Source organism: Microbacterium sp. SORGH_AS_0862, from assembly GCF_030818795.1.
Classification (GTDB): Bacteria; Actinomycetota; Actinomycetes; order Actinomycetales; family Microbacteriaceae; genus Microbacterium.
Genome location: NZ_JAUTAY010000001.1, coordinates 3,455,920 through 3,478,491, shown reverse-complemented (window position 1 = coordinate 3,478,491; position 22,572 = coordinate 3,455,920). Strand labels below are relative to the sequence as shown.

The window sequence follows — 22,572 nt, the reverse complement described above, 5'->3', positions numbered from 1 at the left end:
GTGAGCGGCAGCATCCGTTATGTCCCCGCGGTGCTCGCAGGCAAGGCCGCCCGTTTCGCCACGCGTCTGCGTGGTGGCGGGTCGGCCTTCCCGGGGTACGTCGCCAACCGGCTCGCGCCGACGCTGCTGAGCAGCCTCGCGGCGCAGTTCCCTTACGGCGTGGTGTTCGTCCTCGGCTCCAACGGGAAGACGACGACCACGCACATGGTCAGCGAGGTGCTGCGCGCCCACGGGCTGCGTGTGTTCACCAATCCCACCGGCGCCAACCTGCCCCAGGGTGTGACCAGCGCGCTGCTCGCCGAAGCGACCCCGACCGGCAAGGTCCGGGCCGACGTCGCCGTGCTCGAAGTGGACGAGGGGTACGCGGCGGATCTCGCCGACATCCTGTCGCCGCGCGTCATCGTCGCGCTCAACGTCCAGGTGGACCAGCTCTACCGCTTCTACGAGACCGAGCGGGTCGCCGACATGATGCTCGACGCCGCGACCCGCGCCTCGGTGCGTGTCGTGGTCAACCGCGACGATCCCTACCTCAGCAAGATCGACGCCTCGGCGCTGCGGTCTCCGGTGTCGTTCTTCGGCGCATCGCGCGAGGTCGTCGCCGCATCGGCGCACGGGCTCAACAACGCCGCCGACACCCGCAGCGGAACCGTCGGTGCTCTTGATCATCCGGCCGAGAGCGAGGTCACGTCCGTCACCGGACGCAATGTCGAGATCACGCTCGAGGGTCGACCGATCGCCGTGACGCTGCCCGCTCGCGGGCTGCACTACGCCGTGGATGCTGCGGCCGCGATCAGCACCGCGCGTCACGTTCTGGGTGAGAGCTTCCGGGCCGATGCTGCCGCTGCGGGCTTCGCGAAGATGACGCCGGCCTATGGCCGAGGCGAGCTCGTGCCGCTGCGCCGCGACCGATCGGGTGAACAGGTCGAGTTCGTGATGTTCAAGAACGGGCCCAGCCTCCAGCTCAACGTCGACGCCCTGGACGGCGCGCCCGAGCGCGTTCTCATGGCTATCGACGAGGGCACCCCCGACGTCTCCTGGCTCTACGATGTCGATCTCAGTGCCTTCGACCACGTGGACGTCGTCACGGGGGAGAAAGCGCACCAGATCGCGACACGACTCGCGTACGCGGGCATCCCGATCGGAGTCGTGGAACCTGACATGGAGAAGGCCGTCGAACTCATGCGCGCGTTCGCCCCGACCTCCGCGGGCCGCCAGATCTGGTTCGTCAACTACGAGCTCATGATGATCGGTCGCCGCATCCTCGGCTACGGCGATCAGGAGGTGGCTCGACGATGACGACGCTGCGAATCGTTCAGCTCTATCCCGATCTGCTCGGCGTGACGGGAGATCGCGGCAACGTGGAGGTGCTCGCGGCGCGGGCGTCGCTCGCCGGCCACGAATCAGAGGTGACTCCCGTCGGGATCGGTGAGGACGCGCCGGCGGAAGCCGACGTCGTCGTGATCGGCAACGGTCCGCTGTCGGCGCTGCGCGTCGTTCGAGACGACCTGGCGAGCCGTCGAGAGTGGCTCGCGGCGCTCATCGGAGCGGATGCCGTCGTGCTCGCCGTGGGCGGAGGGTCGGAGCTACTGTCTGAGGGCATCGACCTCGTCGACGGCACGCACCTCGACGGACTGGGACTCATCCCCGCCCGCGTGCGGCGTACGAAGCAGCGCCGGGTGGGATACGTCGTCGCCGACACCGCCGACGGAAAGCTCATCGGATTCGAAGACCATGCGTCGCTGTGGCGCCTGGGCGATCCCGTCATCGCCTACGGCACCGTGACCGCCGGCAACGGCGGAATCGAGGGCGGGTTCGAGACGGTACGCATGGGGTCGGTCTATGCCACGAACGTGCAGGGTCCGGTGCTGCCGCTCAACCCCGACCTGGCCGACGCGCTGCTCACGCAGGCGTTCGCGCGTCGGGACGCGCAGTACGCGCCCGGCCCCCGCGCATGCCGAGATCGATGCGCACGCCCGCGCGGCGCGCGCCGAGATCGAGCGACTGGCCGTCGACAAGCGCTTCACCGCGATCCAGCTCTGAGACGCATGAGCGACGACGGCGCTCCCGTGGCGCGCATCCGCACGTCGGCCATCGTGGCCAACGTCCGATCGGCCGGCATCGTCGCGCCGGTCGTCGACCTTCGCCGCGATGCCTACGGCCACGGTTTGCTGGCGACCGCCTCCGCGCTGAGAACCCAGACGGACGCTGTGCTGCTGATCGACGGCGAGGCCGCCGCCGAGCTCGCCATCCGCGATCGTACGGTGACGGAGGGGTCCGCGACGCTTCCGCCCGACGTCGTCTTCGGGTGGGATCGGACGCTTCCTGCGATGACGCTCGTCGGCACTGTGCTCTCCACCAAGGCCCTGCGTGCCGGCGAGGGCGTCTCGTACGGTTACCTGCATCGCGCGCCGCACGATACGCGTGTCGCACTGGTCACGGGCGGGTACGCGCAGGGCGTCGTGCGTGAACTCGGAAATCGAGCGCACGTCGTGATCGGCGGAGCTGCGCATCCGATTGTGGGGCGCGTGGCGATGGACGTGTGTGTCGTCGATATCGGCGACGCGCCTGTCGCACGCGGAGACCGCGCGGTGTTCTTCGGCGACGACGGTCCGCGCGTCGCCGACTGGGCGCGCGCGATCGGATGGCGCGCCGACGAGATCGCGACCGCTGTGGGACTGCGGGCTCGACGGGAGGAGGCGTCGTGACCTCCGTGCTGCACGTGGACCTCGATCAGCTTGCGCGCAACATCGCCGTCGTGAGCGATCGCGTGGCACCCGCCGCGCTCATGCTCGTGGTCAAGGACGACGCGTACGGTCACGGGGTGTCGCACGTGGTGCGTCGCGCCGTGGCCGAGGGGGTCGGCTGGATCGGCGCGTTCGATGTCGCGACGGCGCTCGAGGTGCGGCGCGCCGTCGCGCAGGAGCCGCGCATCTTCGTCTGGATGATCGCGGGCGAGAGCGCGATCCTCTCGGCGCTCGATGCCGATCTCGACCTCGGCGTGGGCGACGCGGATCTCCTCGAGGAGGTGGCGGCTGCGGCCCGATCGCGCGGTGTCCGCGCGCGCATCCACCTCAAGATCGACACCGGTCTGCACCGCAACGGCATCCGGCCCGAAGCGTGGACGGATGCGGTGGCCCGCGTCGTCGAGCTGGCGCGTGAGGGCGTCGTGGAACTCGCCGGTGTCTGGAGCCACATCGCCGAGGCATCCGACGAGGAGGACGATCTCTCGCGAGCCGCCTTCGAGCATGCCGTCGCGGCCGTGACGGATGCGGGATTCGACCGCCCGCTCCGCCATCTCGCCGCGAGCGCGGCTTCCTCGGCCCGCCCGGAGTTCCGGTACGACCTCGTCCGGGTGGGGGCGTTCTGCTACGGGATCCGCCCCGCGGGCGGCCCGGCCGACGTGGAACTGGGGATCGCGCCCATCGGCTCGTGGGACGCCGAGGTGCTCTCCGTCGACGGTGATCGGGTGCGCATCGATGCGGGCGCGATGGACGGGTTGGTCTCGGCGCTGGCAGGGCGTGTCGATGTCATGACGCCGGCGGGTCCGCGGCGTCTGTCTGCCGTGGAAGAGGTCACTGCGGTGGTCGTCGGATGGGACGGCGCACGCGCGGGGGACGTTGTCCGCATCTATGGCACGGATGCGGCGAGCCCCACCGATCTGGCCGAGACGATCGGCACGATCGGCGAGGAGATCGCGCTGCGGGTATCGCCGCTTGTGGAGCGGCGATACCGCTGAGGCGGATCAGACCGCGTCGACCAGGCGGGCGGTCTCGTCGTGCCAGCTGGTGGCGACGGCGCGGAGCTTCTCTTCGTACTTGCGGCCGTGGTGCGCGCAGAACAGCAATTCGCTGCCGTTGACCTCGGCGGCGATGTAGGCCTGCGCTCCGCACGAGTCGCAGCGATCGGCGGCAGTCAGCCGGTGTTCCAGTACGTCGGACTGCTCGGTGGGTGTCGACGTCGTGCTCATCGGAGACCTCCTCGGTGCGTCGGGCGGGTACGGATATGACATGTAACCATGCATGCCTGTGACCCATGCCCGCTCGGGCGCGCGTTTCGCTGACCGCGTACGGCGGCCCGGGTGGCGTCGTGTCTGTGCAGAGCCGCGGGGGTGGCCCCGGATACCCTTGAGGATTGTGACTGCCGAGTACTCCGCCCACCACCTGCAGGTCCTCGAAGGACTCGAGGCCGTCCGCAAGCGCCCGGGCATGTACATCGGCTCCACCGACTCCCGCGGCCTCATGCACTGCCTGTGGGAGATCATCGACAACTCCGTCGACGAGGCCCTCGCCGGGCACGGTTCGCGCATCGACATCCTGCTCCACGCCGACGGCAGCGTCGAGGTGCGCGACCGCGCGCGCGGCATCCCCGTCGATGTCGAACCGCGCACCGGACTGACCGGCGTCGAAGTCGTCTTCACGAAGCTCCACGCCGGCGGAAAGTTCGGCGGCGGCTCCTACGCCGCATCCGGCGGTCTGCACGGTGTCGGCGCCTCGGTCGTCAACGCCCTCTCGGAGCGTCTGGACGTCGAGGTCGACCGCGGCGGCAAGACCTACGCCATGTCGTTCCACCGCGGCGAACCCGGCACGTTCGCCGGCGATTCCCCGGATGCGCCGTTCACGCCCTACCAGCGCTCCTCGGAGCTGCGCGTCGTGGGCAAGGCACCGCGCGGAGTCACGGGAACCCGCATCCGGTACTGGGCGGATCGACAGATCTTCACGAAGGACGCCACCTTCGGACTCGACGAGCTCGTGCAGCGCGTACGCCAGACGGCGTTCCTGGTGCCCGGGCTCGAGATCGTGGTCGACGACCAGCGCGGCGAGGAGCGGGTGGAGACCAGCTACCGCTTCGACGGCGGCATCTCCGAATTCGCGGAGTTCCTCGCACCCGACGCGCCCATCACCGACACGTGGCGGCTGACCGGCGAAGGCACGTTCACCGAGACGGTCCCCGTGCTGCAGCCTTCGGGCGCGATGGTGCCGACCGAACTCGAGCGCTCGTGCGAGGTCGACGTCGCGCTGCGCTGGGGGACGGGCTACGACACGACCATGCGCTCGTTCGTGAACATCATCGCGACCCCGAAGGGCGGAACGCATCAGGCGGGCTTCGAAGCAGGACTGATGAAGGTCGTCCGCAGCCAGGTGGAGCAGAACGCCCGTCGACTCAAGGTGGGCAACGACAAGCTGGAGAAGGACGACATCCTCGCGGGGCTCACGGTCGTTCTCACCGTGCGCCTGCCGGAGCCGCAGTTCGAAGGTCAGACGAAGGAGATCCTCGGCACGCCGGCGGTGCGCCAGATCGTCGCCAACGTGGTCTCGCGCGAGCTGACGGCGAAGTTCACCTCCACCAAGCGCGACGACAAGAACCAGACCGCGCAGCTGTTGGAGAAGGTCGTCTCGGAGATGAAGGCGCGTATCTCCGCACGCACCCACAAAGAGACACAGCGTCGGAAATCCGCACTCGAGTCTTCGTCCTTGCCTGCGAAGCTCGCGGACTGCCGGACGAACGAGGTCGCCGACTCCGAGCTCTTCATCGTCGAGGGCGACTCGGCCCTCGGTACGGCGAAGCTGGCCCGCAACAGCGAGTACCAGGCGCTGTTGCCGATCCGCGGCAAGATCCTCAACGTGCAGAAGGCATCGATCAGCGACATGCTGTCCAATGCCGAGTGCGCGGCGATCATCCAGGTGATCGGTGCGGGCTCCGGCCGCTCCTTCGACCTCGATGCCGCGCGCTACGGCAAGGTCATCCTCATGAGCGATGCGGATGTCGACGGCGCCCACATCCGCACCCTTCTGCTCACCCTCTTCTTCCGCTACATGCGTCCACTGGTCGAGGCCGGACGCGTCTACGCCGCCGTTCCGCCGCTGCACCGCGTGGTCGTGATGAACCCGGGCACGAAGCCGAACGAGACGATCTACACGTACAGCGAGAAAGAGCTGCACACGTTGCTGGCGAAGCTGCAGAAGGCGGGCAAGCGCTGGCAGGAGCCCGTGCAGCGCTACAAGGGTCTGGGTGAGATGGACGCCGATCAGCTCGCCACCACGACGATGGACCGCGCAGGTCGTATGCTCCGGCGGGTGCGCGTCGAGGACGCGGATGCGGCGAACGCGGTGTTCGAGCTCCTGATGGGCAACGACGTGGCCCCGCGCCGCGACTTCATCGTGACTTCGAGCGACCGGCTCTCGCGCGAATCCATCGACGCCTGACCCGCCGCATCCGTCCGCTCTCGCGTCCTCTTTCCCGCTCGGGGTGTGAAGGAGCGGGGTCAGGCGACCGGGGTTCCGATGGCGCCGATGACGTCGTCGAACGGCTGACCGGATGCGTCGCGCTTCGCGCCCGCCTCGGGGAGCGTGCGCACAGCGCCGTCGGGACCGACGGCGCGCGGCTGGTCGCCGACCCACGCGAGCATCAAGGTGTCCTCGCCCTTCAGGAAGCGCTGCGCGCGCACTCCGCCGGTCGCGCGTCCCTTCGCGGGGAACTCGGAGAGCACGGAGACCTTGCCGCTGCCGCCGGCCGTGCCGGCTAGCGCCTGCGAGGAGTCCGCGATCGTCACGACGACGGACTCCTCGGACGCGGCGACGGCGGTGAACAAGATCACCTTGGCGCCGTCGGCGAGACGGATGCCGGCCATGCCGCCGGCGCTCTTGCCCTGGGGGCGTACCGCGGCCGCGTCGAAGCGCAGCAACTGGGCATCGGAGCTCACGAAGACGAGCTCGACGTCATCGGGCGCCAGAGCCGCGCCGACGACGCGGTCGCCCGGCTTCAGGGCGATGATCTCCGCATCCGGCTTGCCGGGCGCGAGCTCTGTGACGGCGACCCGCTTGACGACGCCCTGGGTCGTCCCCAGCGCGATCGGGGCGGTTGCGTCGAGCGGGACGAGAGCGAGGACGTGCTCGTTCGCGCTGAGACCGAGGTACTGATCGGCCTTCGCGCCGGCTGCGGGCTGCACGCTGTTGCCAGGAACCGAGGGGAGGTCGACGGGGGAGAAGCGCACGAGTCGTCCGGCGCTGGTGACCGCTCCCACATCACCGCGGACGGTCGCGTCCACCGCGCTGCGGATGGCGTCGTGCTTGCTGCGCCGAGCGGGCGGCACGATGCCGCCGTCGATCGCATCCGGGACGAGCTCGGCGCGCAGCATCCGTCCCGTCGCCGTGAGGAACACGCGGCACGGTGCGTCCGCGATCTGCAGGTCCGCAGCGGCCGCGGCCTTCGCGCCGCGAGGTGTGACGGGACCGCCGTTCAGCAGCAGGGTACGACGCGGCGTGCCGTACGTGTCGGATGCGGCCTCCAGCTCGCGAGCGACCTGGGCGCGCAGGAGCACGTCGCTGCCGAGCAGCTCTTCGAGTGCCGCGATGTCGGCGCGCAGCTGGTCGCGTTCGGTCTCGAGCTCGATCCGCGAGAAGCGGGTGAGGCGTCGCAGGCGCAGCTCGAGGATGTATTCCGCCTGCAGCTGCGAGAGGTCGAACACTTCGATGAGGCGCGTCCGCGCCTGCTCGCTGTCGTCCGAGGAACGGATGACCTGGATGACCTCGTCGATGTCGAGGATCGCGATGAGCAGACCTTCGACGAGGTGCAGCCGTTCCTGCTTGCGCGCGAGACGGTAGCGACTGCGGCGCGTGACCACGGAGATGCGGTGGTCGAGATACACGCGCAGCAGCGGCTTCAGACCGAGCGTCTGCGGTTGACCGTCGACGAGGGCGACGTTGTTGATGCCGAACGAGTCCTCCAGCGGCGTCAGCCGGTAGAGCTGATCGAGGACGGCCTTGGGATCGAATCCCGTCTTGATCGTGATGACCAGGCGCAGGCCATGGTTGCGGTCGGTGAAGTCAGCCACATCCGCGATGCCGGTGAGCTTCTTCGCATTGACGGCGTCCTTGATCTTCTCGATCACACGCTCGGGACCCACCATGTACGGCAGCTCGGTCACGACCAACCCGGTTCGCCGCGGGCCCAGCGACTCGACGGACACCTTGGCCCGGGTGCGGAAGCTCCCGCGTCCGTGAGCGTACGCGTCCTTGATCCCGTCGAGACCCACGATGACTCCGCCACCGGGAAGGTCGGGGCCGGGGACGAACTCCATGAGCTCTTCCAGCGTCGCGTCGGGGTTGTCGAGCAGGTGGATGGCGGCGGCGACGACCTCGTTGAGGTTGTGCGGCGCCATGTTGGTCGCCATGCCGACGGCGATACCGGTCGTGCCGTTGACGAGCAGGTTGGGGAACGCGGCGGGGAGGACCTCGGGCTGCTGGAACTGGCCGTCGTAGTTGGGGATGAAGTCGACGACGTCCTCGTCGAGATTCTCGGTGAGCGCGAGCGCGGCGGGCGCCAGACGCGCCTCCGTGTAGCGGGCGGCGGCCGGACCGTCGTCGAGCGAGCCGAAGTTCCCGTGGCCGTCGACGAGCGGCACGCGCAGCGCGAAGTCCTGCGCGAGGCGCACGAGCGCGTCGTAGATGGGGGAGTCGCCGTGCGGATGCAGCTTTCCCATGACCTCGCCGACGACGCGGGCGCTCTTCACATGCCCGCGGTCCGGGCGCAGGCCCATGTCGGCCATCTGGAACAGGATGCGTCGCTGCACCGGCTTGAGGCCATCGCGCGCATCCGGGAGGGCACGCGAGTAGATGACCGAGTACGCGTACTCGAGGAAGGACCCCTGCATCTCGGCAGACAGGTCGATGTCTTCGATGCGGCCTTCCTCGGCGGGCGCGGAATCGGACGTGGCTCGGGACATGCAGAACACCTCGGGTCGAAAAGGGCCTGGCGCGGGTATGCGAGACTGGGCCCGATGACCCTCAGCCTACCGGCGGACCCCTCCGGCGCCCCGAGGCTCACCGGTGTGCTGCCCGACGCGATCGCGGCCCTCGACGGCGGCTCCGCCCGCTGGCCCACCGTGCAGAGCCTCATCGTGTTCGTCGTCGACGGGCTGGGCGCCGCCAACCTCGCAGAGAACCTCGCCTACGCGCGTTTCCTCGCCGAACATCGCGGCAAGAAGCGCGTCGCGACATCGGTGTTCCCGAGTACGACGGCGGCCGCTCTGACGAGCCTGCTCACCGCGTCCGACGTCGGCGAGCACGGACTCGTCGGCTACCGCGCGCGCGATCCGCTGACCGGGCTCGTCCACAACCAGCTCACCGACTGGGGGCCCCGTGCTCTCGATCCGCTGGCGTGGCCGCAGATCGCCCCGCTCAGCGCGCACGACACCGCACACCGCTGGGTCGTCGCGTCCAAACCCGAGTACGCCGGTACAGGCTTCACCGAGGCGACTCTCCGAGGGGCTGAGAACTTCGGCGAGAAGCGGCTCGACGATCGCGTCGAGCGCGCGATCACCGAGGCCCGCAGCATGCCGGGAACGATCGTGTACCTCTACGCTCCCGAGCTCGACGCGGCCGGCCACCGGCACGGTGTCGCATCCGATCGTTGGACCGCCGCGCTCGAAGCGGTGGATGCGGCGGCGCGCCGCCTGCACGCGGGCGCGGGCGCGGGCGTGGGGGTCATCGTGACCGCGGACCACGGCATGGTCGACGTGCCGCGCCACCGTCAGATCGTCATGGTGGACGGCGACCCGCGCCTCGAAGCGGCTGCGGCCATCGCCGGGGAACCTCGGATGCTGCACCTCTACGCGCACCCGGGTGCCGACGAGTCGCTGATCCGCGCCTGGCGGGACGAACCGAGCGCCTGGGTGTTCACGCGGGAGGAGGCGATCGCCGCCGGCCTGTTCGGCGACGCCGTGTCCGCTGCGGTCGCCGCACGCATCGGCGACGTGATGGTGGCGGCGCGCGGTCGTGTCGCCTACTACGACGGCCGCCTCGCCGACACCTCGGCGCAGCACATGGTGGGCCAGCACGGTTCGCTCACCACAGAGGAGCGCGTGGTCCCCTTGATCGGACTGGGGGGCTTCGCCGGCTGAGAGCTCTCAGCTCTCGTCGGAACGGGCTCCGAAGACGATCTCGTCCCATGAGGGCATCGAGGTGCGACCCTTGCGGCGTCCCGCGTCGGATGCGGGCTCGCTTCGGGAGGTCTCTGCCGGTGCAGGTTCGCTCGTCTCGGTGTAACCCGGCTCCAGCGCGTCGAAGAGGGCGACCGGCGAGGGAGAGCGGTTCGGCTCCTCCGGAGTCTCTGAAGCGGGCGCGGGCGTCCGCTGGCCGCGCCGGCGGCGCAGGGCCTCCAAGAGGTCCGCCGTTTCGGCCGAAGTCTGCACAGCCTCGGGCGCACGCTTGATGGCCGCATCCTGCACCGCCGGGCTCGCCGGTGCCGGAAGGGTCGGGCGCTCGGTCACGTCGTGGCGGGGGCCGAACGCACCGCTGTCGAAGCGAGTGTCGTCCTTGATCCCGGGGGTGTCGAGCGCGCGCAGGCGCGGGATGAGCCCCTCGGGAAGCGATCCCTGGCGGGAAAGCTGAGTCGCGTCCGCGTTGAGCGGAGACAGCGAACTGCGCCGGGGCTCGAAGCTCCATCGTGCATCGCGCTCGACGTCACCGGCGACGAAGCCCAGTTTGACGACCCATCCGGTGGGCTCCTTCCAACTGGTCCACCGCTCTCCCGTCGCGCCGGCTTCGGCCAGCTTGGCGCGCACGGCGTCGCCGAAGCTCGTCTGGTTGTCGCCGTCGAAGTCGGATCCGAGCAGCACCGGCACCGCGAGAGCCTGCCCGACGATGAACTCGCGTTCGGCGAGCACGGGCGGCTCGAACCGGACGACGTCCTCGAGAGTCGCGCCGAGCACCTCGGCCACCTCGCGCGCCGAGAGGCCCGCGCGGATCTGCGCCTGGATCTCGCGGGGGCTGGGGCGGTTCGCCTTGGCCGGCTCTTCGCGCTCCTTGCGTGCCCGACGAAGCTCCGCGCGCAGCACCTCGTCGACGGCCAGGGAGTAGCGCTGCCCGGACTCGGTGGAGACCACCAGCACACCGTCTTCGGTGCCGATCACTCTGAGTTGTTCCATGCGACACACGCCTCCCATCTGCCGTGTGGGCCCATGCTGACACAGGGCATCGCCGCGGGCGGGAATATCCGGGGCGTGGCGCGAGTTTCGGTGCGTGCCGACCGCGATGCGAGCACTACGCATCCGCATTTGCTAAATGCCACCCGGTCATGCAAACTATCGCCGCCTGCCCGACGGCGGGAGATCCACAACGCGACAAGAGACACGAGAAGAATGGCTACGGACTACGACGCCCCCCGCAAGACCGAAGATGACAGCGAGTCCATCGAAGCGCTCAAGGAGCGCGTTCCGGACAAGATGTCCGGGGCCGTCGACGTCGAGGACGCCGACAACCCGTCAGGCTTCGAGCTGCCCGGCGCCGACCTTTCGGACCTGGAGCTCGACGTCGTCGTGCTCCCCGCGCAGGAGGATGAGTTCACCTGCGTCAGCTGCTTCCTCGTGAAGCACCGCTCACAGATCGACCACGAGGAGTCGCTCGGCGCTATCTGCGTGGAGTGCGCTGCCTGACCTGCGCCCTGCGCACCGCCGCGGCGAGTCGGTCGGGCGTCCGAGAGGACACCACCCACGCCGGTGTCGGATCGTCCGCATCCTCGACGGGAACGACGACCGCCCCACCGATTCCGCCGCGCACCAGAATCCATGACCGAGGGTCGGCATCCCGGCCACGCGCGAACCGCGCGTCCTCGCCCGTGTAGGCGACCGGCTCTCCCAGAAGGTCGACCGGGATGTGGGCTCGACCCGCACGAAGCTCCCCACCGCTGACCTCGACACGGGGCGCGGTCGCCATCAGGGCCCAGACGATCAGGGCCGCGACCGCGACGCCCGCCACGAGCGCGAGAGTGGTGTCGACGGGGGACAGGGCGAGCGCCACCATGGGGGCGCAGACCGCCGCGGCGACGAGAGTCCACAGCGAGGGGCTCAGGCGTTCGCGATAGACGACGTCGGAAGTCATGTTCTGCATTACCCTCGTGAGGTGGCCGAAAGCGTGGACATCCCCATTATCGCGCCCGTCGTCCCGGCGTTCGCTCATCCGGGCGACGCGGGCGCCGACCTGATCGCCGCGGAGGGGGTGCGACTCGGCCCCGGAGAGCGTGCTCTCGTGGGCACCGGTGTCCGCATTGCGCTGCCCGAGGGGTACGCGGCGTTCGTGATGCCCCGTTCGGGGCTCGCGGCCAAGCACGGGGTGACCGTCGTCAACGCTCCCGGGACCGTCGACGCCGGCTATCGCGGCGAGATCAAGGTCGCGCTGCTGAACACCGACCGCACGGAGGCCTACGAGGTTTCGGCGGGTGACCGGATCGCGCAACTGGTGGTCCTTCCGATCCCGCCGGTGCGCTTCCTCCCGGTCGACGAGCTGCCCGCCAGTGTGCGCGGCGAAGGGGGCTTCGGCTCCACCGGATACGACACTTCTGCGAGGACGACCCGATGACCGACGCATCTCTGGAACCGACCGGCAAGAGCGCGCCGATCGACCGCGAAACCGCGGGACCCTTCGACGAGTCGGAGGTGAACCCGGTTCGTCCCTACATCGATCTGGGTGCGATCAAGGTGCTGCCGCGCGAGGGGCTGAACCTGCGGCTCGAGGTCGAGGAGCAGACCAAGCGCATCGTCGCCGTCGGGCTCGACTACGCCGACTCGACGCTCCAGGTGCAGCCGTTCGCCGCGCCTCGGTCGAGCGGCCTCTGGGAGGAGACCCGTGAGCAGATCCGCCAGCAGGTGCGTCAGCAGGGCGGACGCGTCGAGGAGCGCGAGGGTCCGCTCGGCCCTGAGCTGCTCGCCGAGGTCCCGGTCGTCGTGGCCGGCGATGCCAGCAGTGGCGCCAAGCGACTCGCGCGCTTCGTGGGCGTCGACGGCCCCCGTTGGTTCCTGCGCGGCGTGATCGGGGGAGCGGCGACGTCCAACGTCGAGGCCGCGGCCCAGATCGAGGATCTCTTCCGATCGCTCGTGGTGGTCCGCGGCGGCACGCCGATGCCGCCGCGCGATCTCATCCCGTTGAAGATGCCGGCGACCCCGGGCGCGGCGTGAGCCCCGACGAGACGCACGACGAGCGCCCGTCGCTCGATCCGCCGGCTCCCGCCGAGCCCCGCGCATCCGAGCTCATCGGTTCCGCGCTGGGCGCGGCCGCCCGGCGCGCGGGACTGGACCCGGCGCAGGAGGCCAGCACCGGTCACGTGGTGTGGCACGCCATGGGCGGCTGGCGTGGTGTCGTCGAATCGGTGCTCCCGAGTCTTCTGTTCGTCATCGTCTACACGGTGACGACGAACCTCGTCCTCTCCCTTGCCACCTCCGTCGGTATCGCTGTCGTTTTCACCGTGGTACGCCTGTTGCAGAAGTCGCCGGCGTCCGCGGCCCTCGGGGGACTGGTGGCGGCCGGGGCCGCCGCCGTTCTCGCCCTGATCACGGGCAATCCCTCCGACAACTTCGTGCCGGGCCTTCTGACGAACGCCGGCTACGGTCTGGCCATGCTCGTGTCCGCCCTCATCGGCTGGCCGCTCATCGGCCTGGCCGCCGGATATCTGATGGGCGAGGGCACGTCGTGGCGGCAGGTGAAGGCGAAGCGTCGCGCCTACTTCTGGCTCACCATCGCCTGGGCGGCACTCTTCGTCGTCCGGTTGGGCGTGCAGCTTCCGATCTACTTCTCGTCGCTCGACCCAGCGAACCGGGAGAGCGCGGTGGCGCTGCTCGGGACCCTCAAGATCGCGATGGGCCTGCCGCTGTTCGCACCTCTCGTAGCGGCCACCTGGCTCACCGTCCGCGCCGTGCACGCACGGGTCTCGCAGGGCGGCGCGTCCGTCGAGGAGTCCGACGCCCGGTGATACTATTTATCTCGACATCGAGATAAATTTCCGGGCGACGGGGTAAGGCTTACCTTCCTAGCAACCCCTTCCGGACGCGGGGAAGATGGGCAGATCGGGCCCCGCGACGACGCCCGTGAACGCCGACGAAGGAGACAGACGTGTCCACGGTTGACAGCTTCGGTGCGAAAAGCACCCTGACGGTCGGCAGCACCGACTACGAGATCTTCCGTATCGACACGGTCGCCGGTTACGAGAAGCTCCCCTTCAGCCTCAAGGTCCTCCTGGAGAACCTGTTGCGCACCGAGGACGGCGCCAACGTGACGAAGGAGCAGATCCAGGCCCTCGGCTCGTGGAACCCGGATGCGGAGCCCGACACCGAGATCCAGTTCACGCCCGCACGCGTCGTGATGCAGGACTTCACGGGTGTGCCCTGCATCGTGGACCTCGCCACGATGCGTGAGGCCGTCACCGCCCTCGGCGGCGACCCGAACCGCATCAACCCGCTCTCGCCCGCCGAGATGGTCATCGACCACTCGGTCATCGCGGACCTCTTCGGTTCCGAGAACGCGCTCGAGCGCAACGTCGAGATCGAGTACGAGCGCAACGGCGAGCGTTACCAGTTCCTGCGCTGGGGTCAGACGGCCTTCGACGACTTCAAGGTCGTCCCGCCGGGCACCGGCATCGTGCACCAGGTGAACATCGAGCACCTCGCCAAGGTCATCTACGACCGGTCGGTCGACGGCGTGCTGCGCGCCTACCCCGACACCTGTGTCGGCACCGACTCGCACACCACCATGGTCAACGGCCTCGGCGTGCTCGGCTGGGGCGTCGGCGGCATCGAGGCAGAGGCTGCGATGCTCGGTCAGCCGGTCTCCATGCTGATCCCGCGCGTCGTCGGCTTCAAGCTCACCGGCGAGATCCCTGCCGGTGTCACCGCGACCGACGTCGTCCTGACGATCACCGATATGCTGCGAAAGCACGGCGTCGTGGGCAAGTTCGTCGAGTTCTACGGCGAGGGCGTCGCCTCCGTCCCCCTGGCCAACCGTGCCACGATCGGCAACATGAGCCCGGAGTTCGGCTCCACGGCCGCGATGTTCCCGATCGACGACGTGACCCTCGACTACCTGCGCCTCACCGGCCGCAGCGACGAGGCGATCGCGCTCGTCGAGGCGTACGCGAAGGAGCAGTCCCTCTGGCACGATCCCTCGCGCGAACTGGTGTTCAGCGAGTACATGGAACTCGATCTCGCCACGGTCGTCCCCTCGATCGCCGGCCCCAAGCGTCCCCAGGACCGCATCCTGCTGTCCGAGGCGAAGACTCAGTTCGAGAAGGACATCCTCAACTACGCGACCGCGTCCACCTCGGACTCGATCGTGGACCTCGAGGGCGACCAGTCGTTCCCCGCATCCGACCCGGGCCCCGTGCCCGGCGAGGAGCACGTGCACACCGGCGAGATCCTGATCTCCAGCGGAGGACCGGCGGCCGCATCCAACCCCGTCAAGGTCACGCCTCCCGAGGGTGCGCCCTACATCCTCGACAACGGCGCGGTCACCCTCGCGGCGATCACGTCGTGCACGAACACGTCCAACCCGTCGGTCATGATGGCGGCGGGTCTGCTCGCGAAGAAGGCCGTCGAGAAGGGCCTGACGCGCAAGCCCTGGGTCAAGACGACGCTCGGCCCCGGCTCAAAGGTCGTGACCGACTACTACGAGAAGTCTGGCCTCGACAAGTCGCTCGAGGGTCTCGGTTTCTACACCGTCGGCTACGGCTGCACGATCTGCATCGGCAACTCGGGTCCGCTCATCGAAGAGGTCTCCGAGGCCATCAACGAGAACGACCTCGCCGTGACGGCCGTCCTCTCGGGCAACCGCAACTTCGAGGGTCGCATCAGCCCGGATGTGAAGATGAACTACCTCGCGTCGCCGCCGCTCGTGGTGGCCTACGCGCTGGCCGGTTCGATGAACTTCGATTTCGACAACGACCCGCTCGGCAAGGACCAGAACGGTCAGGACGTGTTCCTCAAGGACATCTGGCCCTCCACCGAGGAGGTCCAGGCCGTCATCGACACCTCGATCTCGCGTGAGCAGTTCATCAAGCAGTACGCGACCGTCTTCGACGGCGACGACCGCTGGCGGAACCTGCCCACGCCCACCGGTCCGGTCTTCGAGTGGGATGCGGACTCCACCTACGTGCGCAAGGCGCCCTACTTCGACGGCATGTCGATGGAGCTGACTCCCGTCACCGACATCACCGGTGCGCGTGTGATGGCGACTCTGGGCGACTCCGTGACGACCGACCACATCAGCCCGGCCGGCAACATCAAGGCGGGCACCCCCGCCGCGCAGTACCTGACCGAGCACGGTGTCGCGCAGAAGGACTTCAACTCCTACGGCTCGCGCCGTGGAAACCATGAGGTCATGATCCGCGGCACGTTCGCGAACATCCGCCTGAAGAACGCGATCGTCAGCGCGGTCAACGACGGTGCCGTCGTCGAGGGCGGCTACACCCGCGACTTCACGCAGCCCGGCGGTCCGCAGTCGTTCATCTACGACGCCTGCCAGAACTACGCCGCGCAGGGCACGCCCCTCGTCGTCTTCGGCGGCAAGGAGTACGGCTCCGGCTCGTCGCGCGACTGGGCGGCCAAGGGCACGAGCCTCCTCGGCGTCAAGGCGGTCATCACCGAGAGCTTCGAGCGCATCCACCGCTCGAACCTCATCGGCATGGGCGTGGTCCCGCTGCAGTTCCCGGAGGGTGAGAGCTGGTCCTCGCTCGGCCTCGACGGCACCGAGATCGTCTCGATCACGGGCCTCGAGAAGCTCAACGAAGGCGTCACGCCCAAGACCGTGACCGTCACGGCCGAGCCGAGCGAGTTCTCGCCGGAGGGCAAGCAGACGATCACGTTCGAGGCGAAGGTGCGCATCGACACACCCGGTGAGGCGGACTACTACCGCAACGGCGGCATCCTGCAGTACGTGCTGCGCTCGCTCGTCTGAGCGTTCGCGCCCCAGACGGGTCGGTCCTGGCAAGGGACCGGCCCGTCTTCTGCTGCAGCGGCTAACCTGTGGAGATGAGCCGGATCTTCGCGACGCCGTTCGCCGACATCTACCCGCTCTATGTGGCGAAGATCGAGCGGAAGGGGCGCGTGAGCGCCGAGCTCGACGAGGTCGTCCGGTGGCTCACGGGGTTCGATGACGAGGAGATCTCCCGCCACCTCGCCGAGCGCACGAGCCTCGAGGATTTCTTTGCTCTGGCGCAGCTCAACCCGCAGGCCGACCGGATCACCGGGGTGATCTGCGGCGTCCGGGTCGAGGAGATCGACGATCCCCTCATGCAGCGGATCCGATATCTGGACAAGCTCGTCGACGAACTCGCGAAGGGGCGCCCGATGGTGAAGGTGCTGCGGCAGGAGCCTGCCGATGCCCGGGGGACTCGATGATGACCGCCTCGCCCGAGAGGAAGGGAACCGATATGTCGCTGTTGTCCCGCGTGACCCAGCCAGGCGAACTGCGCACCCTGACGGCCGCCCAGCTCGAAGAACTCGCCGGGGAGATCCGTGCGTTCCTCATCGAGAACGTGGCACGCACCGGCGGGCACCTCGGACCGAACCTCGGGGTGGTCGAACTCACCATCGCGTTGCACCGCGTCTTCGATTCGCCGAACGACCCCATCGTGTTCGACACGGGCCACCAGTCGTACGTGCACAAGCTCCTCACCGGTCGGCAGGACTTCTCAGCTCTGCGCTCACGCGGCGGCCTCGCCGGGTATCCACAGCGTTCGGAGAGCAAGCACGACATCGTCGAGTCCTCCCACGCCTCCAGTTCCCTCAGCTGGGCCGACGGCATCTCTCGCGCTTTCGCGCAGACCGGCCGCCGGGACCGTCACGTCGTCACCGTCGTCGGCGACGGCGCCCTCACCGGTGGCATGACCTGGGAGGCGCTCAACAACATCTCCGATGACAACGATCGGAACCTGGTCATCGTCGTCAACGACAACGGCCGCTCGTACGCGCCGACGATCGGCGGCATGGCGCGCTACCTCAACCGCGTACGCACCGCCGACGCGTACCAGAGCCTGCACCGCGGGTCCCGTAACCTCATCACCCGTCTGGGGCCGGCCGCTCGTGCGTTCTATCGCGGCGTGCGCGGTGGCACGCGCGGCTTCCTCTCGAGGTTCACCAACAACGAGGCGCTGTACTCGAACCTCGACATCAAGTACCTCGGCCCCCGTCGACGGCCACGACATCCGGGCGCTGCTCGAGACGCTCGAGCTCGCGAAGAACTACGGCGCTCCCGTGATCGTCCACACGATCACGGAGAAGGGGCGCGGCTACCAGCCGGCCGTCGATGACGAAGCCGATCAGTTCCACGCGGTCGGCCGCATCGACCCGGTGACGGGCGCGACGCTCGGTGCGGACGCGGGGACCGCCTGGACCGACGTGTTCGCGGAGGAGCTGACGCGCATCGGAGCGGAGCGGTCCGACGTGATCGCCGTCACAGCCGCCATGCTGCGCCCGACCGGCCTGCTGCCGTTCGCGCAGCGGTTCCCCGACCGTGTCTACGACGTCGGCATCGCCGAGCAGCACGCGGCCGCGTCGGCCGCTGGTCTCGCGTACGGGGGTCTGCACCCGGTCGTCGCGATCTACGCGACGTTCATGAACCGTGCCTTCGACCAGGTGCTGATGGATGTGGCTCTGCACCGCGCAGGGGTGACGTTCGTCCTCGACCGCGCCGGTGTCACGGGCCCCGACGGCCCGAGTCACCACGGGATCTGGGACCTCGCGATGCTGCAGCTGGTGCCGCGCATCCGGATCGCCGCGCCGCGTGACGCCGCGCGCCTGCGCGAGGAGCTGGCAGAGGCGGTGGAGGTCTCGGACGCGCCGACGGTGCTGCGCTACCCGAAGGGAGCGGTGGGCGAAGAACTTCCCGCCGTCGAGCGTCTGGACGACGGCGTCGACGTGCTCGTGAGGCCCCAGGCGGCCGACGTGCTCGTCATCGGCATCGGGCCCATGGCCCACACCGCGGTGGAGGTCGCGGAGCGCCTCTCCGCGCAGGGCATCGGCGCCACCGTCGTCGATCCCCGGTGGGTCGTGCCCGTACCAGGCTCCCTCGTCGACCTGGCGGCGGCGCACCGTCTCGTGATCACGATCGAGGACGGCATCCGGGTGGGCGGGATCGGCACCCGCATCCGTCAGGTACTCCGTGAGAACGGCGTCGACACGGCTGTCGACGAGCTCGGAGTCCCGGACGAGTTCATCGACCATGCATCCCGCGACCAGATCCTGGCGGATGCCGGCCTCACCGCTGCGAAGATCGCACAGGACGTGGTGGCGCAGGTCCTCGGTACGCGGATCCCCGTCGCCCGGGGATCGAAGGACGCGGCAGAGCTCCGCGTTCCGGACGACGAGGGCGTCGGTACGCGCAACTCCTGACACGACGCGACAGGGGCGGCCCACCGTTCGGTGAGCCGCCCCTGTTTGTGTCAGGCGCCGACGCCGCGGATGGGCGGTGTGTGGAACGTCGCTCCGAACACGCGCTCAGAGGCTCCCTCCCGGTCGAGGCAGGGCGACGCCCCGCCGTCGATGAACGGCCAGCCCGCGCCGAGGATGAGGCACAGATCGATGTCCTGCACCTCGGGCACGACGTCGTCGTCCAGCATGATGCGGATCTCCTGCGCCAGGCCGTCCTGCACGCGCCGGAGGATCTCCGTCTCCGCAACGGGAGTCGTGCCGACGGCGGGCTTCAACACCTTCTCGGCCGCCTTCGTCCAGCCGGTGACCCGTCCGTTCTTGTCCTTCTCGACGACCTCCGGCAACGCGGCCAGCTGGTGGAAGTTCTCCGACGCGAAGAACCGGTCGGGGAAGGCGTGAGCCATGGTGTCCTGCACGTGTGCCGCGACCTTCCAGCCCACCAGATCGATGAGCTGGAACGGCGTCATCGGCAGCCCGAGGGGAGCGAACGCCTTCTCGACGGTGAGCAACGGCGTGCCTTCGTAGACGGCGCGTGCGGCTTCGCCCATGACCTTGGCCAACAGCCGGTTGACGACGAAGCCGGGAGCGTCGGCGGTCAGCACGGCGTTCTTGCCCAGGCCCTTCGCGACGACGAAAGCCGTGGACAACGCCGCATCCGAGGTCGCGTCCGTCTTGACCACCTCGATGAGCGGCATCACGGCCACCGGGTTGAAGAAGTGGAAGCCGACCAGGCGCTCGGGGTGCGCGAGCTTGGACCCGATCTCGGTGACCGAGAGCGACGAGGTGTTTGTCGCGAGGATCGCATCCTCGGCCACGATCGACTCGATCTCCGCGAACACCTGCTGCTTGACGCCGACTTCCTCGAAGACCGCCTCGATGACGAAGTCGCAGTCCGCGTACTGCGACTTGTCGGTCGTACCGGTCACGAGTCCGCGCAACTGGTTGGCGGTGTCCGCGTCCAGACGACCCTTCGCCTCGAGCTTGCCGATCTCGTCGTGGATGTGCGCCACCCCCTTGTCGACCCGAGCCTGGTCGATATCGGTGATGAGCACGGGCACGCGGAGCTTGCGCACGAACAGCAGCGCGAACTGACTGGCCATGAGGCCTGCGCCGATCACGCCCACCTTGGTGACCTTCTTCGCGAGCGCCTTGTCCGGCGCGCCGACGGGGCGCTTGGCGCGCTTCTGGACGAGGTCGAACGCGTACATCGAGGCCGCGAACTGATCGCCGACGACGAGATCCGCCAGCGCCTCGTCTTCCCGCGCGAAGCCCTCGGCCTTGGTGCCGCCCTTGGCCTTGTCGAGGAGTTCGAGTGCGACATAGGGGGAGCGCGGGACCGTGCCGATACGGCTCTCCAGCATGCCCCTCGCCATCTTGATGGCGATCGGCCACTTCGTGAGGCGTTCGATCTTGCCGGGCTCGTTCTTGCGCTCGACCTTGACCGTGCCGCCGATGACACCGTCGGCCCAGACGAGCGATTCCTCGAGGAAGTTCGCCGGGGAGAAGATGGCGTCGAACATGCCCAGCTCGAAGGCCTGGCGCGGCTTGAGCGTGCGGTTCTGCTTCAACGGGTTCGAGATGACCACCTCGAGCGCCATCTCGATGCCGATGAGGTTCGGGAGGAGGTACGACCCGCCCCAGCCGGGGATGATGCCGAGGAACACCTCCGGCAAGGCGATCGCGGCTGCGGACGCGTCCACCGTTCGGTAGGTGGAGTTGAGCGCGATCTCGACGCCGCCGCCGAGCGCCAAGCCGTTCACGAAGGCGAAGGACGGCACGCCGAGCTCTGCGAGGCGCCCCAGCACCTGATGACCGCGCTGCGCGATGAGCTTGGCGGCATCCCGTGAGGGGACCTTCGAAACATCGGACAGGTCTGCGCCCGCGGCGAGGATGTACTGCTTTCCCGTGATGCCGACCGCGTGGATCTCGCCCGCGGCGGCACGCGCGGCGAGCGTGGACAGCGTCTCGCCGAGCTCCTTGAGCGTCGCGGGGCCGAGAGTGTTCGGTCGTGTGTGGTCGCGGCCGTTGTCGAGCGTGATGAGCGCCAGCACCTTGCCCGAGGGCAGACGGATGTCGCGCACGGGGGAGTGGGTGACGACTTCGTCGCCGGAGAACTGGTCGAGGGGGGAGAAGTCGATCGCATCGTAGTCGGTCATGGTCGCACTCACTTCCGCTTCTTGCCGTCGAAGAACGGGTTCTCCCAGATGACCGAGCCGCCCTGGCCCAGTCCCACGCACATCGCTGTCAGCCCGTAGCGGACGTCCGGCCGCTCACGGAACTGCGCGGCGAGCTGGATCATCAGGCGCACGCCGGATGCGGCCAGCGGGTGTCCGAGGGCGATGGCGCCGCCCCAGGCGTTCACACGCGGGTCGTCGTCGGCGATCCCGAAGTGATCGAGGAGCGAGATCACCTGGATCGCGAACGCCTCGTTCAGCTCGAACAGGCCGATGTCGTCGATCGTGAGTCCCGCCTTGCGCAGGGCCTTCTCGGTGGCGGGGATCGGCCCGATGCCCATGATCTCCGGCTGCACACCCGCAAAGGCGAAGGAGACGAGCCGCATCTTCGGCTGCAGGCCGAGCTCCTTGACCGCGCTACCGCCGGCCAGCAGGCCCATCGTCGCACCGTCGGTGAGCGGCGAGGAGGTGCCGGCCGTCACACGGCCATGCGGGCGGAACGGGGTCTTCAGAGTCGCGAGCTGCTCAAGCGTCGTCTCCGGACGGCGTCCCTCGTCCTCGGTCGCGAGGCCCCATGCGCCGTCGGCGTCCTTGATGGCGACCGGAACGAGGTCGGGCTGGAACTTGCCGTTCTCGTACGCCGCTTGCGCCTTGTGCTGGCTGAGCATGCCGAACATGTCGCTGCGTTCGCGCGTCAGGTGCGGGAAGCGGTCGAAGATGCGCTCGGCGGTCACGCCCATGTTGAGCGCTCCCGGGTCCACCATCCGCTCGGCGACGAAGCGCGGATTCGGGTCGGCGTTGGCGCCGATGGGGTGACGCCCCATGTGCTCCACACCGCCGGCGAGGGCGACGTCGTACATACCGACGCCGATCGAGCCGGCCATCGTCGTGACGCTCGTCATGGCGCCCGCGCACATGCGGTCGATCGCGAAACCGGGGACCGTCATCGGCAGGCCTGCCAGGATCGCCGCCGACCGACCCAGGGTGAGTCCCTGGTCGCCCGTCTGGCTGGTCGCGGCGATGGCGACATCGTCGATGCGGTCCGCGGGGACCTGCGGATTGCGCTCCATGACGCCGATGATCGTCTTGACCACCAGATCGTCCGCGCGGGTGTTCCAGTACATGCCCTTCTCGCCGGCGCGCCCGAAGGGCGTACGCATGCCGTCGACGAAGAAGACGTCCGAAATCTCGGCCACTCTGCCTCCAATG

The 22,572-nt window shown here is 68.9% G+C and carries 17 protein-coding genes and 1 pseudogene; 12 read left to right on the top strand and 6 right to left on the bottom strand.

All coding sequences use genetic code 11. The features are described from left to right. The 3 genes from QE377_RS17150 to QE377_RS17140 are packed head-to-tail and all read left to right on the top strand — an operon-like array spanning position 1 to position 3,736. Positions 1-1,296 (top strand): MurT ligase domain-containing protein, encoded by a 1,296-nt coding sequence (locus QE377_RS17150; RefSeq protein ID WP_307325746.1) that lies wholly within the window; start codon positions 1-3, stop codon positions 1,294-1,296. Then, a complete protein-coding gene (locus QE377_RS17145; protein ID WP_307325743.1) occupies positions 1,293-2,705 on the top strand; it encodes an alanine racemase C-terminal domain-containing protein in 1,413 nt (470 codons plus the stop codon). The genes QE377_RS17150 and QE377_RS17145 overlap by 4 nt, the downstream gene beginning before the upstream one ends. Beyond that, entirely contained in the window at positions 2,702-3,736 is a 1,035-nt protein-coding gene (locus tag QE377_RS17140) for an alanine racemase (protein WP_307325740.1), read from the top strand. The genes QE377_RS17145 and QE377_RS17140 overlap by 4 nt, the downstream gene beginning before the upstream one ends. 6 nt (positions 3,737-3,742) lie before the next feature. On the opposite strand, the gene QE377_RS17135 is transcribed toward QE377_RS17140, so the two are convergent. Beyond that, complete coding sequence (locus QE377_RS17135; RefSeq protein WP_307325738.1) at positions 3,743-3,967, bottom strand: hypothetical protein; 225 nt, start codon at positions 3,965-3,967, stop codon at positions 3,743-3,745. A 166-nt stretch (positions 3,968-4,133) separates the two neighbouring features. On the opposite strand from QE377_RS17135, the gene QE377_RS17130 reads away from it, so the two are divergent. Beyond that, a complete protein-coding gene (locus QE377_RS17130; RefSeq protein WP_373459545.1) occupies positions 4,134-6,203 on the top strand; it encodes a type IIA DNA topoisomerase subunit B in 2,070 nt (689 codons plus the stop codon). 59 nt (positions 6,204-6,262) lie between these two features. On the opposite strand, the gene QE377_RS17125 is transcribed toward QE377_RS17130, so the two are convergent. After that, on the bottom strand, positions 6,263-8,722 hold the full coding sequence (locus tag QE377_RS17125; RefSeq protein WP_307325735.1) for a DNA topoisomerase (ATP-hydrolyzing) subunit A: 2,460 nt from the start codon (positions 8,720-8,722) through the stop codon (positions 6,263-6,265). Between the two features lie 54 nt (positions 8,723-8,776). Between QE377_RS17125 and QE377_RS17120 the strand changes: the two genes are divergently transcribed. Beyond that, positions 8,777-9,898, top strand: coding sequence for an alkaline phosphatase family protein (locus tag QE377_RS17120; protein ID WP_307325732.1), 1,122 nt, complete (start codon positions 8,777-8,779; stop codon positions 9,896-9,898). 6 nt (positions 9,899-9,904) lie between these two features. Here the strand turns inward: QE377_RS17120 and sepH are convergent, their stop codons facing one another. Continuing rightward, positions 9,905-10,924 carry a septation protein SepH gene (gene sepH, locus QE377_RS17115; RefSeq protein ID WP_307325729.1) on the bottom strand — a complete coding sequence of 340 codons (1,020 nt, stop codon included), beginning with the start codon at positions 10,922-10,924 and terminating at the stop codon, positions 9,905-9,907. 213 nt (positions 10,925-11,137) lie between these two features. Here sepH and QE377_RS17110 point away from each other — a divergent pair, with 213 nt between their 5' ends. Further along, entirely contained in the window at positions 11,138-11,431 is a 294-nt protein-coding gene (locus QE377_RS17110) for a DUF4193 domain-containing protein (RefSeq protein ID WP_137416906.1), read from the top strand. Here QE377_RS17110 and QE377_RS17105 read toward each other — a convergent pair. Beyond that, entirely contained in the window at positions 11,406-11,876 is a 471-nt protein-coding gene (locus QE377_RS17105) for a DUF3093 domain-containing protein (RefSeq protein WP_307325723.1), read from the bottom strand. The two genes, QE377_RS17110 and QE377_RS17105, sit on opposite strands and share 26 nt — an antisense overlap. A 21-nt stretch (positions 11,877-11,897) precedes the next feature. Between QE377_RS17105 and dut the strand changes: the two genes are divergently transcribed. From dut to dxs, 6 genes and pseudogenes are all read left to right on the top strand, one after another. Next, entirely contained in the window at positions 11,898-12,353 is a 456-nt protein-coding gene (gene dut, locus QE377_RS17100; protein WP_274288079.1) for a dUTP diphosphatase, read from the top strand. Then, positions 12,350-12,949, top strand: a complete 600-nt coding sequence (locus QE377_RS17095; RefSeq protein WP_137416908.1) for a DUF3710 domain-containing protein — start codon at positions 12,350-12,352, stop codon at positions 12,947-12,949. The genes dut and QE377_RS17095 overlap by 4 nt, the downstream gene beginning before the upstream one ends. Further along, positions 12,946-13,740 (top strand): DUF3159 domain-containing protein, encoded by a 795-nt coding sequence (locus QE377_RS17090; protein ID WP_307325717.1) that lies wholly within the window; start codon positions 12,946-12,948, stop codon positions 13,738-13,740. Before QE377_RS17095 ends, QE377_RS17090 begins: the two co-directional genes overlap by 4 nt. A gap of 140 nt (positions 13,741-13,880) precedes the next feature. Further along, positions 13,881-16,715 carry an aconitate hydratase AcnA gene (acnA, locus tag QE377_RS17085; RefSeq protein ID WP_307325715.1) on the top strand — a complete coding sequence of 945 codons (2,835 nt, stop codon included), beginning with the start codon at positions 13,881-13,883 and terminating at the stop codon, positions 16,713-16,715. A 74-nt stretch (positions 16,716-16,789) separates the two neighbouring features. After that, complete coding sequence (locus QE377_RS17080) at positions 16,790-17,158, top strand: DUF2200 domain-containing protein (RefSeq protein ID WP_307325713.1); 369 nt, start codon at positions 16,790-16,792, stop codon at positions 17,156-17,158. 32 nt (positions 17,159-17,190) lie between these two features. Then, a pseudogene (dxs, locus tag QE377_RS17075) lies at positions 17,191-19,150 on the top strand (1-deoxy-D-xylulose-5-phosphate synthase). A 50-nt stretch (positions 19,151-19,200) separates the two neighbouring features. Here the strand turns inward: dxs and QE377_RS17070 are convergent. Then, on the bottom strand, positions 19,201-21,345 hold the full coding sequence (locus QE377_RS17070) for a 3-hydroxyacyl-CoA dehydrogenase NAD-binding domain-containing protein (protein ID WP_307325710.1): 2,145 nt from the start codon (positions 21,343-21,345) through the stop codon (positions 19,201-19,203). Positions 21,346-21,353: 8 nt separating this feature from the next. Continuing rightward, the gene (locus QE377_RS17065; RefSeq protein ID WP_307325708.1) at positions 21,354-22,559 is read right to left on the bottom strand and encodes a thiolase family protein; all 1,206 of its coding nucleotides are present in this window, start codon (positions 22,557-22,559) and stop codon (positions 21,354-21,356) included. Positions 22,560-22,572 lie beyond the last annotated feature (13 nt).

Bases quoted from the DNA above. Each gene is read 5' to 3' on its own strand.
- QE377_RS17145 (WP_307325743.1), top strand. From the start codon at position 1,293: ATGACGACGCTGCGAATCGTTCAGCTCTATCCCGATCTGCTCGGCGTG.
- QE377_RS17110 (WP_137416906.1), top strand. From the start codon at position 11,138: ATGGCTACGGACTACGACGCCCCCCGCAAGACCGAAGATGACAGCGAG.
- QE377_RS17125 (WP_307325735.1), bottom strand. From the start codon at position 8,722: ATGTCCCGAGCCACGTCCGATTCCGCGCCCGCCGAGGAAGGCCGCATC.
- QE377_RS17070 (WP_307325710.1), bottom strand. From the start codon at position 21,345: ATGACCGACTACGATGCGATCGACTTCTCCCCCCTCGACCAGTTCTCC.
- sepH (WP_307325729.1), bottom strand. From the start codon at position 10,924: ATGGAACAACTCAGAGTGATCGGCACCGAAGACGGTGTGCTGGTGGTC.
- QE377_RS17080 (WP_307325713.1), top strand. From the start codon at position 16,790: ATGAGCCGGATCTTCGCGACGCCGTTCGCCGACATCTACCCGCTCTAT.
- QE377_RS17120 (WP_307325732.1), top strand. From the start codon at position 8,777: ATGACCCTCAGCCTACCGGCGGACCCCTCCGGCGCCCCGAGGCTCACC.
- QE377_RS17095 (WP_137416908.1), top strand. From the start codon at position 12,350: ATGACCGACGCATCTCTGGAACCGACCGGCAAGAGCGCGCCGATCGAC.
- QE377_RS17135 (WP_307325738.1), bottom strand. From the start codon at position 3,967: ATGAGCACGACGTCGACACCCACCGAGCAGTCCGACGTACTGGAACAC.
- QE377_RS17105 (WP_307325723.1), bottom strand. From the start codon at position 11,876: ATGACTTCCGACGTCGTCTATCGCGAACGCCTGAGCCCCTCGCTGTGG.